An 11,929-nucleotide genomic window follows, 5' to 3' on the forward strand; every position below is an offset into this window, starting at 1 on the left:
CGTCAGGCGCGATACTGAAGATAGGAAGCGAGAGGAGATCGCACAGATGAAGGTTGCGGTTCTCGGCGGCGGACCGGCCGGCCTCTACTTTGCCATTTCGATGAAGCTCAGGGACGCCGCGCACGAAGTGACCGTGTTCGAGCGCAACCGCGCCGACGACACATTCGGCTGGGGCGTCGTACTTTCGGCCGAAACGCTCGACAATCTGACCAGGAACGATCCGGTCAGTGCCGTTTGGATCAGGAAGCATTTCGCCTATTGGGACGACATCGCCGTCATCCATGATGGGGTGCGCACGGTCTCGACCGGCCATGGCTTCTGCGGCATCGGCCGCAAGCGGCTGCTCACCTTGCTGCAGCGGCGGGCCCGCGAGCTCGGCGTAAAGCTGGTCTTCGAGACCGATATCGCCGAGCCCAAACCCTACATGGAGAGCCACGATCTGGTGGTCGCCGCCGACGGCTTGAATTCGAAGGCACGGAGCGCATTCGTCGACGTGTTCAAGCCCGATATCGACACCCGCAAATGCAAGTTCGTCTGGCTTGGCACCCAGCAGAAGTTCGACGATGCCTTCACCTTCATCTTCGAGAAGACGGAGCATGGCTGGGTGTGGGCGCATGCCTACCAGTTCGACAAGGACACCGCGACCTTCATCGTCGAATGCAGTGAGCAGACCTGGGCGCGCTTCGGCTTCGGCACGATGTCGCAGCAGGAATCGATCGCCGTCTGCGAACAGATCTTCGCCAGGCATCTCGCCGGCCATTCGCTGATGACCAACGCCAACCACATCAGAGGTTCGGCTTGGATCAATTTTCCGCGCGTGCTGTGCGAGCGCTGGTCCTACAAGAATTTGGCGCTGATGGGCGACGCAGCGGCAAGCGCGCATTTCTCGATCGGCTCCGGCACCAAGCTGGCGCTGGAAAGCGCGGTGGCGCTGGCCGACTATCTCGATTCCGAGCCCGGCCTCGAGGCGGCGTTTCGCAAATATGAAGACGCCCGCCGCACCGAAGTGCTGAAGCTGCAGTCGGCGGCGCGCAACTCGCTCGAATGGTTCGAGGAGGTCGAGCGCTATCTCGGCCTCGATCCGGTGCAGTTCAATTATTCGCTGCTGACGCGCTCGCAGCGCATCAGCCACGAGAATTTGCGGCTGCGCGATGCCGAGTGGCTGGCCGGCGCCGAAGAATGGTTCCAGCGCCAGGCCGGCGCCGGCGGCAACAGTCTTCGTCGCGCGCCGATGTTCGCACCGTTCCGGCTGCGCGATATGGCGCTGCAGAACCGCATCGTCGTTTCGCCGATGGCGCAGTACAAGGCCGTCGACGGCTGCCCGACCGACTGGCACTTCGCCCACTATGCCGAACGGGCCAAGGGTGGCGCCGGCCTGCTCTACATCGAGATGACTTGCGTCAGCCCCGAAGGCCGCATCACGCCTGGCTGTACCGGCTTTTACGCGCCCGAGCACGAAGTCGCCTGGAAGCGGCTTGTTGATTTCGTCCACACCGAGACCGAGGCGAAGATCTGCGCGCAGATCGGCCATTCCGGCGCCAAGGGTTCGACCCGGCTCGGCTGGCAAGGAACCGACGTGCCACTGACATCAGGCAACTGGCCTGTCATGGCGGCGTCGGCGGTGGCATGGTCGCCTGAGAATCAGCTGCCGAAGGCGATGGACCGCGCCGACATGGATTTGGTGCGCGATCAATTCGTCGCTTCAGCCGAGATGGCTGAACGCTGCGGCTTCGACATGCTCGAAATCCACGCCGCGCACGGCTATCTCCTGTCCTCCTTCATCACGCCGCTGACCAACCGGCGCACGGACGCCTATGGCGGCTCGCTCGAAAACCGCATGCGCTACCCGCTCGAAATTTTCCATGCCGTCCGCGCCGCCTGGCCTGATGAAAAGCCTGTTTCAATACGCATCTCGGCCAATGACTGGGTCGGCATCGAAGGCGTGACACCGGCCGATGCGGTCGAAATCGCGCGGCTGCTGCATGAGGCCGGCGTCGACATCTGCGACGTGTCGGCCGGCCAGACTTCCGCCGAGGCAAGGCCGGTGTATGGCCGTATGTTCCAGACGCCGTTTTCCGACCGCATCCGCAACGAGGTCGGCATGGCGACCATGGCGGTCGGCAACATCTACGAACCGGACCATGTCAATTCGATCCTGATGGCCGGCCGGGCCGACCTGGTCGCGATGGCACGACCGCATCTCGCCGACCCCTACTGGACGTTGCATGCGGCCGTCACGCTCGGCGACCGCGGCGTCAAATGGCCGGATCCCTATCTGCCTGGCCGCGACCAGATCTACCGGCTGGCCGAACGCGACGCGGCAGCGGGGCTGAAGGTATGAGCGTCGTTGAAACGATGGCGGGACGGCATGCGCTGGTCACCGGCGGCGGCTCCGGCGTCGGCCGCGCCATCGCGCTGGCGCTCGCCGATGCCGGCATCGATGTCACCATCTGCGGCCGGCGCGAGGCAGCGCTGGCCGAGGTCGCCAGGGAAAACGACCGCATTTTCGGCATCGCCGCCGACGTCACCAATGAGGCGGCGATGGCGTCGCTCTACAGCCAGGCCGAGGCGGCGCGCGGGCCGATCGATATCGTTGTCGCCAATGCCGGCATGTCCGGCAGCGCGCCAGCACCGCGGACCTCGCTTGCGGACTGGCAGCGCACGCTCGACGTCAACCTGACCGGCGCGTTCCTGACGGTGAAACCGGTGCTGGCCGGCATGGTCGCGCGGAAGATTGGCAGGATCATCTTCGTTGCTTCGACGGCCGGGCTAAAAGGTTACCCGTATGTCGCCGCCTACGTTGCCGCCAAGCATGGCGTCGTCGGCCTGATGCGAGCGCTGGCGGTCGAGACGGCCAAATCCGGGGTGACGGTCAACGCCGTCTGCCCGGGCTTCATCGAAACCGACATGCTCGAGGAATCCATCCAGCGAATCGTCGAAAAGACCGGCCGCTCGGCCGAAGAAGCACGGACGAGCCTTGCCTCGACCAACCCGCAAGGCCGCTTCATCCAGCCGGAAGAAATTGCAGCCGCGGTGCTGTGGCTGTGCGGCGATGCTGCCCAATCGATCACCGGACAGACGATTTCGATCTCGGGAGGCGAGACATGGTAGCCGGTCCCCTGCCCGCGCCGTCCGGACCCGGCAAGGATCGGCTGCGGCTGTGGGTGCGGCTGCTGCGCGCCTCGCGCAGCATCGAGGCCGAGCTGCGCGAGCGCCTGCGGCAGGAATTCAACACGACGCTGCCGCGCTTCGACGTGATGGCGGCACTCTACCGCGCACCGGAAGGCATGTTGATGAGCGACCTGTCGCGCTTCCTGCTGGTGTCCAACGGCAATGTGACCGGGATCGTCGACCGGCTGGTTTCGGAAGGGCTGGTTACCCGCGCCCGGCGCAATGGCGACCGCCGCACCTCGATGGTGCGATTGACGGAGGAAGGTTCGAAGGCTTTCGCTGTGATCGCCGCCGCGCATGAAAGCTGGATCGGCGAGCTGCTGGGCAACGTGACCGAGGACGAGGCGCGCCGGTTGACCGGCATGCTGAATTCCTTCCGCAGCAATTGGGAGGGACGGGAATGACAAAGATGGCCGGCCGCAAGCCGAAGCATTTCCTCTGGCAGGTCGAAGGCAAGATCGCAAATATCCGGCTCGACCGCCCGGAGCGCAAGAACCCGCTGACCTTCGAAAGCTATGCCGAGCTGCGCGATACTTTTCGCGACCTCGTCTATGCCGAGGACGTCGATGCGGTGGTGTTCCTGCCTAATGGCGGTAATTTCTGCTCCGGCGGCGATGTTCACGACATCATCGGCCCGCTGGTGAAGATGGACATGAAGGCATTGCTCGCCTTCACCCGAATGACCGGCGATTTCGTCAAGGCGATGCTGAACTGCGGCAAGCCGATCATTGCGGCGGTCGACGGTGTTGCGGTGGGCGCCGGCGCCATCATCGCCATGGCGTCCGACATCCGCATCGCCACGCCTGAGGCCAAGACCGCGTTCCTGTTCACCCGCGTCGGCCTTGCCGGCTGCGACATGGGCGCCTGCGCGATCCTGCCGCGTATTATCGGCCAGGGCCGCGCCGCAGAACTGCTTTACACCGGCCGGACGATGAGTGCTGAGGAGGGCGAGCGCTGGGGTTTCTACAACCGGCTGGTCGATGCGGCGGCGCTTGAAGCCGACGCGCTCGACATGGCTACGCGCATCGTTTCCGGCCCGACCTTCGCCCACGGCATCACCAAGACGCAGTTGAACCAGGAATGGTCGATGGGCCTCGACCAGGCGATCGAGGCGGAAGCGCAGGCGCAGGCGATCTGCATGCAGACCGGCGATTTCAAGCGGGCGTACCAGGCTTTCGTCGCCAAGGAAAAACCGGTGTTCGAGGGCAATTAGGATGAGAGCTGCATCCATAAGAACGGACAGATTGGCGGGACAGCGCCCCCCTCTGTCCGACAGAGGGGGGCGCCGTGGAGTGCAGTTCGGGACGAGGCATTCCCATGCCTGACCGCTCCTTCCTCAACTGGCCGTTCTTCGAGGGCCGCCATCGCGAGCTTGCCGAGCGGCTGGACGCCTGGTGCGGAAGAAACCTGCCGGTCGCGCATGACGATGTCGATGCCGCCTGCCGCGAGCTGGTGGCGAAGCTCGGCCAAGACGGCTGGTTAAAACCGACGGCGCTCGACATCGCAAACCCCGGGCCGCTTGATGTGCGCACGCTGTGCATTACGCGCGAGACGCTGGCCCGGCATGACGGACTGGCCGACTTCGTCTTCGCCATGCAAGGGCTCGGGACCGGGGCGCTCAGCCTTTTCGGAACGCCCGACCAGCAGCGCTGGCTGGCGAAGACACGTGCCGGCGAAGCGATTGCGGCGTTCGCGCTGTCGGAGCCACGCTCCGGATCTGACGTCGCCAATTTGGAGATGACGGCCGCGCGCGACGGCGACGACTATGTTCTGTCAGGCGAAAAGACCTGGATTTCCAATGGCGGCATTGCCGATCTCTACGTCGTTTTCGCTCGCACTGGCGAGGCGCCCGGCGCCAAGGGGCTTTCCGCCTTCATCGTGCCTGCAGACAGAGAGGGCCTGACGATCGCCGAGCGGCTGGAGGTGATCGCGCCGCATCCGCTTGCACGCCTGTTCTTCGACAATGTCCGCGTTCCGGCCTCGGCATTGATCGGCAAGCCCGGCGACGGTTTCCGTCTCGCCATGTCGGTGCTCGACGTGTTCCGCTCGACGGTCGGCGCGGCGGCACTCGGCTTTGCCCGGCGCGCGCTGGACGAAAGCATCACAAGAGTGGCCGAGCGCAAACTGTTCGGCGCTGCGATGGCCGAGCTGCAAATGGTGCAGGGCCACATCGCCGACATGGCGCTTGATGTCGATACCGCAGCCCTGCTGGTCTACCGCGCCGCCTGGACCAAGGACATGGGCGCCGCCCGTGTCACCCGCGAAGCGGCGATGGCCAAGCTGTTCGCCACCGACAAGGCGCAAGAGGTGATCGACAAGGCCGTGCAGCTGCATGGTGGTGACGGCGTGCGTAAGGGCCACATCATCGAAAGCCTCTATCGCGAGATCCGCGCGCTGCGCATCTATGAGGGCGCATCCGACGTGCAGAAGGTGGTCATCGCCAGGCAAGTGATGGGAGCGGCCTGAGACCGAGCTTGCGACAGAAAATTGCTGGTTTCGAATTTTGAACATTGCGACCGGATTTGAGTATCGGGAGGCTTGATATGCACACCATCCTGCAGCCGGAAGGCTGGGCGAAACCAATCGGCTACGCCAATGGCGTCGCCGCGCGCGGGCAGCTGATCTTCATCGGCGGCCAGGTCGGCTGGACCGGGCAAGGCCAATTCGAAACCGATGATTTTGTCGGCCAGGTGCGGCAGACGCTTACCAACATCGTCGCGGTGCTCTCCGAGGCCGGCGGCAAGCCTGAGCATATCACCTCGATGACCTGGTACTTTACCGACAAGGCCGAGTATCTGGCCAACCTCAAGGGGATCGGCGAGGCCTATCGCGAGGTCATCGGGCGACATTTTCCGGCCATGGCCGCCATGCAGGTGATGGCGCTGGTCGAGGATCGCGCCAAGGTGGAGATCCAGGCCACGGCGGTGATCCCGGACTGAGGTGAGGCGTGCTTCCCTTCTCCCCTTGTTGTGGGAGAAGGTGGATCGGCGCGTAGCGCCGAGACGGTTGAGGGGTGTTGGACGGAGCGCGGTCGACGCCAAGCTGGACCCCCCTCAATCCGTCCGAGCTTCGCTCGGCCACCTTCTCCCACAAGGGGAGAAGGGAGAGCCACACGCTGGCGCCCTTTTTCTCCCATTCACGGAAGAGGGGGAGGCTGAGAGCGATTGCCCCCAGCGTGCCACCCAGACGGCTTGGCTTAACGCCCGTCTTGTGATCAGATGATCATGCCTGCTTCGGTTTGGGCAATGACCGCACATAGCTTCTGTCGGGAGAAAAGCGAAACGTGGCTCTGGGATTTGAACCGGTATCGGGACGTGTGACCGTCCAGGATGGTGTCTACCAGCAGCTTCGGCACGCCCTGATGGTCGGCAGCTTCGATCCGGCCCAGGTGCTAACCATCGCCTCGCTGGCCGAAGCTTTCGGCACCTCGAACATGCCAGTGCGTGAGGCCTTGCGGCGGCTCGCGGCCGAGAACGCGCTGGAGATATCGCAGAACGGCTCGGCCTGCGTGCCGGTCGTCACCCGCGCGCGGCTCGACGATCTCTGCCGGGCGCGCGTCGCCGTCGAAGGGCTGGCGGCCGAGCTCGGGGCGCCGCGCCTGACCGCTTCCGAGATAGCCACATTGCAGAGGATCACCGCCGACCAGAAGGCGATCGGGCGCAATGGCAGCATCTACGAACTGATCGCCAAGAACCAGCAGTTCCATTTCACCATCTACCGCGCCTCCGGCTCCGACGTGCTGTTTCAGTTGATCGAGACGCTGTGGCTGCGCTTCGGCCCCTATATGCGGCTGTTGTCCAACCATGTCGCGCCTTTGATGCGCGCCGGCACGATGGAGCCGTCCGGGCGGCACACTGCGATCATCGCAGCACTGAAGGATCGCGATTTTGCCCGCGCCCGCGAAGAAGTGATTGCAGACATCAGGACGACGCAGGAGACGCTGCGCGCGATCTGCCCCGACGTGCCGGAAACCAGCCCGGTCGAGTTCGCCGGGTTCGGCACGGCCTCCTGAAGCTCCGCTGCGGATTGAACGCCAAATTGACGCCGGAAAGTGCCGATCCGCGACCACTCGCGGTCGGAAAAAATCGCCCCCGATTTTCCCGATTGAATCGCATTTCTTCGCGGGCAGCGATTGATCCGTATTCGGTTTTGTGATCACATGATCACAAGGGAGCAAAAGCGTCGTGTCTGGTTATTTTCTCTACCATTCGATCGGGACGTTTCCCGGCAAGGCGGAGCGCATGGCTGCTGCCCTGTCGGAATTCTCGGGCGTCTGGTCGGCGGAAGATGACGGCCAGTGGCCGGCGGCCCTTGCCGCGCGGCAGCGCTTCGTCGATGCCTGGGGCCGGCTGATCGATGCCCCGCAAGGCACCCTGACCACCGCCGAGAACGTCACGTCAGCGCTTTATAGTCTGATCGGCGGCCTGCCGTCCGAGCGTCTGGCGGGAAAGCGCCTGCTGGTCGCGGCCGACTGTTTCCCGAGCCTGCACTTCCTGCTTGCCGGACTTGCCGAGCGCTTCAACTTCGTGCTCGACACCGTGCCGCTGCGGCTTGGCGAGAGCTGGGTGCGCGACGAGGATTTCATCGCCCGCTGGCAGGACGATGTCGGTCTGGCATTGCTGACCTTCGTCACCTCAACGGCCTCACACCGCTGCGACGTGGCGCGGCTTGCCGAGCATGGCCGGAACATGGGCAGCATCGTCGGTGTCGACATTACGCAAGGCGTCGGCGTGACGCCCTTCTCGATTGCGAAGACGCCAGTCGATTTCGTCGTCTCGACCTCGTTGAAATGGCTGTGCGGCACTTCGGGCGCCGGCGTCCTGCAGGTGGCGCCCGATCTGCTGTCCGCCTGCCGGCCGGAACTTCGCGGATGGTTCAGCCAACCGAACCCGTTCTCCTGGGATCTCGACAGTTTTTCCTATGCAAGCGATGCGCGACGTTTCGACCATGGCACACCGGCCATCCTGGCCAGCGTCGCATCGCTGCCCGGCCTCGAATGGGTCGCCGAGACAGGCGTCGACGCCATCCGCTCACAGAATGCCAACATGACCGAGCGCATCATAAGTTACGCGCTGGACAATGGCTGGGCGGTCCGCTCGCCGCTCGATCCAGACAAGCGCGGCGGCAGCGTTATGCTGGCCTTGCCGAAAGGCGTCGACCCGGTGAAGACGGTGTCGACGCTGCGCAGTGAGCGACTTTACTGCGACGCGCGCGGGGCGACGCTCAGGCTGTCGCCAGGCATGGTCACCACAGACGACGCGGTGGACGCACTGCTGGAGCGTCTGCAGCAGTTGATCGGCTCGCGGCAACGCCGCGCATCCTGACCTTCAGGCGCCGCCTCGCCTGCAGTGTCCGGAAATACGGCGCTGAAAAGGGGCGGAAGTGAAAAGCGCCACAGGGAGTGGCCGAACCAGAGGGAACGAAAATGAGCTTCACTCGCCGTAATCTGCTTCTTCTCGCTGCCGCCATCGGCATTGCCGCCGGCCCAGTCGCCGCCTATGCCGCGGACGTGCTGAATGTCGGCGCCTATCCGACCAATCCGCCCTTCGAATACAAGAACGAAAGCGGCACCTTCGAGGGTTTTGAAGTCGACATCGTCAACGAGGCGGCCAAGCGTATCGGCATGACCACGGAAATCGCCGATCTCGGATTTCAGGCCCTGTTCGCCGCCACGACCTCGAAGCGCATCGACGTTGCCATCTCGTCGATCACGATCACCCCGGAACGGCTGAAGTCGCAGTCGTTCACGCAGCCCTATTACGATTCCGACATGGGCATCGCCGCCAAGGCCGACAGCCCGATCAAGTCCGAGGCCGACCTCAAGGGCAAGATCATCGGCGTGCTGTCCGGCTCGACCGGCGAAGCCTGGACCAAGCAGCACCAGGAGGCCGGCGGGTTCAGCGAGGTGAAGGGTTACGACACGCAGCAGAACCTGCTGCTCGATCTCAGCGCCGGTCGCGTCGACGCCGCGGTCAGCGACATTCCGGGCCTGGAATACTCCTTCACCAGGATGAAGGACCTCGCCGTAAAAGAGCGTATCAAGACCGGCGAGCAGTACGGCCTGATGATGGCCAAGGACCACCCGCTGCTCGGCAAGCTGAACGACGCGCTGACGGCGATGAAGAAGGACGGCACGCTGGCCGCGATCCACAAGAAGTGGTTCGGCAGTGACGCCCCCGCCGATTCTTCGACCGTCAAGGAAATGCCTATCCCGAAGGCCTGAGCGGCAGCGGCTGAAATCGAGCCGGCTTTCCACACCGGCACGATTTCACGGACAGCGTTGCGCGTCTCCTGGACGTGCAACGGACGCCGTAGCCCTTCGACTTTCACGCATGATCCGCTCCGAAACCCGATTTCGGGGTTTCGGCAGCATGCTTTAGCGTCGCGGGACGCCAAATCTTTCGGGAATGCTCCCCATGTCGCTGATCGAGACCTTCTTCAACGCCGATGTCATGATCTCCAGCCTGCCGGCGTTGCTGCGCGGCTTCCTGAACACGCTGCTGCTCGGGCTCTTGAGCATCGGCATCGGTATTCCCGCCGGCCTGGCGATCAGCCTGATACGGCTCTACGCGCCGAAGCCGCTGCGGCTGCTGGCGGTCGGCTATATCGATATTTTCCGGGCGATGCCGGTGCTGGTCGTGCTGATCCTGATCTACTACGCGCTGCCGTTCCTCGGCATACGCCTGTCGTCCTGGACCTCCGCGGTGACGGCATTCGCCATCATCATGGCGGCTTACTCGGCCGAGGTGTTCCGCTCCGGCATAGAAAGCATTCCGCGCGGCCAGTTCGAGGCGGCGCAGGCACTCGGCCTGCCGTTTTTACTGACCTTGCGCAAGGTGGTGCTGCCGCAGGCGATCCGTGTGGTCATTCCGCCGATGACCAGCAACTGCGTTTCGATGTTCAAGGACACGTCGCTCGCCTCGACAGTGGCTCTGCCCGAACTGCTGAAGGAAGCGACCAACGCGCAGTCACTCTATGCCAACCCCTCGCCGCTGATCGGCGCGGCGCTGGTCTATCTCATCTTTCTCTGGCCGATGGTCCGTCTCGTCAGCCTGCTGGAACGCCGCTTCAAAACCGAAAAGACCCGCTGACGTCGCCGATTTCCCCATCTGCCAATCTTCATATTTGTCAGGAACTTCGCAGGAGACAATCTTGAACAAGCATCAGCCCCACAATGCGAGCAACGTCTCCGCAGTCTTCCCGGTCGACACGATCCGCGCCATGTTTCCAGCCGTGCAGCAGGCCGGCGACTTCATCTTCATGGACAATGCCGCCGGCGCGCAGATCCCGCAAAGCGTGCTCGACGCGGTAACCAACCATCTGGTCGCGCACAATGTGCAGCGCGGCGGCCGCTACGGCCGCAGCGTCACCGTCGACCAGGCGATCGCCGACGCGCGCGAAAGCGTGGCGCTGCTGATCAATGCCTATAGTCCTGCGGAAATCTGCTTCGGCATGAACGCGACCTCGTTCATCCGGCTCGTCAGCCTCGGCATCGGCCAGATGCTTGGAGAACGGGACGAAATCGTCATCACCGATATGGACCATGACGCCAACATCGCCACCTGGCTGGCACTGGCGCCCGCCGGCGCCAAATTCAAATGGTGGCGGATGCGCGACGACGGCAATCTCCACGTCGACGATTTGCGCCCGCTTATCTCCGACCGCACCCGGCTTGTCGCCTGCACCGTCACCGCGCATTCGATCGGCTCGATCGTCGATGTTGCTGCAGTGGCTGACATCGCGCATGCGGCCGGCGCCGAAGTGTTCCTCGATTGCGTGCATTACGGGCCGCACGGGCCGATCGACGTGCAGGCCTGGGATTGCGACTATCTGGTCTGCTCCGGCTACAAGAATTTCTCGCCGCATATGGGCTTCCTGTGGGGCCGCTTCGAGACGCTGAAGCGGCTGCCGACCTTCCGCGAGGACTTCATTCCCGACGAGCCGCCCTACAAGGTCGAGGCCGGCACCTTCATCTACGAGAATGTCTCGGGCATGGACGCGGCGGTGCGCTATCTCGAGTCGATTGGCCGCAACTTCCTGGCCGAGAACAACCGGTCGCGGCGCGACAACCTCGTCGCCGGCATGAATGCCATCCGCGACTATGAGCTGCTGCTGGCGCGCGAAATGCTCGGCGTGCTCAAGGAGTGCGGCGCAACGATCTATGGCGTCGCCGACGAAGCCCGCCTGAACGAGCGCGTGCCGACCTTCTGCTTCAACATCGGCACGCTGTCGCCGCAAATGATCGTCGAGGCGATGGCCGAGATGCAGATCGGCATCCGCGACGGCCATATGTACGCGCCGCGGCTGATGAAGCGCCTGAACCTCAGCATGGACAGCGGCGCCATCCGCGCCTCGCTAGTGCATTACAACACGATCGGGGAAGTCCGTCGCTTCGGCGAGGCGCTGCGCGCCGTCATCGCAAAGCTGTCCTGATTGGCGTCTAGAGCAAGATGCATTTAGGTTGAACCGGGCATCTCGCTCTAAATGTTTTAGCCGCATTTGTGCGACGCCAAAGTGATTCCGCTTGGCTGCAAAACGCTCGAGGTCAAAACTCGATCATCTTGCAGCCGCCAATGGCTGAGAGAAATGGACGTCAGGAATGCGCCAGATGCGGACAAATCGAGTCCGATTTATGTGATGACCGCAATGGGGCCGTGTATGGACGGCTCTCCGTTGGCAAGGGTTTATTTGAGCGTTTTGCAGTTGCTGGTTGGTGCGGCCATGTATCCGACCTGTAAGTGCGGCTTTTCACGCGCCG

At 63.6% G+C, this 11,929-nt stretch carries 11 protein-coding genes; all 11 read left to right on the plus strand.

What is annotated here, in order from left to right; genetic code table 11:
* Positions 1-46 precede the first annotated feature (46 nt).
* A complete protein-coding gene (locus tag ACWTU7_RS09065; RefSeq protein ID WP_455838321.1) occupies positions 47-2,341 on the plus strand; it encodes a bifunctional salicylyl-CoA 5-hydroxylase/oxidoreductase in 2,295 nt (764 codons plus the stop codon).
* The gene (locus tag ACWTU7_RS09070) at positions 2,338-3,111 is read left to right on the plus strand and encodes an SDR family NAD(P)-dependent oxidoreductase (protein ID WP_095521089.1); all 774 of its coding nucleotides are present in this window, start codon (positions 2,338-2,340) and stop codon (positions 3,109-3,111) included. The genes ACWTU7_RS09065 and ACWTU7_RS09070 overlap by 4 nt, the downstream gene beginning before the upstream one ends.
* Positions 3,105-3,575 (plus strand): MarR family winged helix-turn-helix transcriptional regulator, encoded by a 471-nt coding sequence (locus tag ACWTU7_RS09075; protein WP_455838320.1) that lies wholly within the window; start codon positions 3,105-3,107, stop codon positions 3,573-3,575. Before ACWTU7_RS09070 ends, ACWTU7_RS09075 begins: the two co-directional genes overlap by 7 nt.
* The gene (locus tag ACWTU7_RS09080) at positions 3,572-4,384 is read left to right on the plus strand and encodes an enoyl-CoA hydratase family protein (protein WP_455838319.1); all 813 of its coding nucleotides are present in this window, start codon (positions 3,572-3,574) and stop codon (positions 4,382-4,384) included. The genes ACWTU7_RS09075 and ACWTU7_RS09080 overlap by 4 nt, the downstream gene beginning before the upstream one ends.
* A 104-nt stretch (positions 4,385-4,488) precedes the next feature.
* Positions 4,489-5,637 carry an acyl-CoA dehydrogenase family protein gene (locus ACWTU7_RS09085; RefSeq protein WP_455838318.1) on the plus strand — a complete coding sequence of 383 codons (1,149 nt, stop codon included), beginning with the start codon at positions 4,489-4,491 and terminating at the stop codon, positions 5,635-5,637.
* A gap of 77 nt (positions 5,638-5,714) precedes the next feature.
* The gene (locus ACWTU7_RS09090) at positions 5,715-6,110 is read left to right on the plus strand and encodes a RidA family protein (RefSeq protein WP_455838317.1); all 396 of its coding nucleotides are present in this window, start codon (positions 5,715-5,717) and stop codon (positions 6,108-6,110) included.
* Positions 6,111-6,454: 344 nt separating this feature from the next.
* Positions 6,455-7,183 (plus strand): GntR family transcriptional regulator, encoded by a 729-nt coding sequence (locus ACWTU7_RS09095; protein ID WP_455838316.1) that lies wholly within the window; start codon positions 6,455-6,457, stop codon positions 7,181-7,183.
* A 172-nt stretch (positions 7,184-7,355) separates the two neighbouring features.
* Positions 7,356-8,495 carry an aminotransferase class V-fold PLP-dependent enzyme gene (locus tag ACWTU7_RS09100; RefSeq protein WP_455838315.1) on the plus strand — a complete coding sequence of 380 codons (1,140 nt, stop codon included), beginning with the start codon at positions 7,356-7,358 and terminating at the stop codon, positions 8,493-8,495.
* 101 nt (positions 8,496-8,596) lie between these two features.
* Positions 8,597-9,394, plus strand: coding sequence for an ABC transporter substrate-binding protein (locus tag ACWTU7_RS09105; RefSeq protein WP_029357032.1), 798 nt, complete (start codon positions 8,597-8,599; stop codon positions 9,392-9,394).
* A gap of 193 nt (positions 9,395-9,587) precedes the next feature.
* A complete protein-coding gene (locus ACWTU7_RS09110; protein WP_455838314.1) occupies positions 9,588-10,262 on the plus strand; it encodes an amino acid ABC transporter permease in 675 nt (224 codons plus the stop codon).
* A gap of 61 nt (positions 10,263-10,323) precedes the next feature.
* Positions 10,324-11,604, plus strand: a complete 1,281-nt coding sequence (locus ACWTU7_RS09115; RefSeq protein ID WP_455838313.1) for a cysteine desulfurase-like protein — start codon at positions 10,324-10,326, stop codon at positions 11,602-11,604.
* Positions 11,605-11,929: the final 325 nt, after the last annotated feature.

This window comes from Mesorhizobium sp. BHscii, assembly GCF_053848065.1.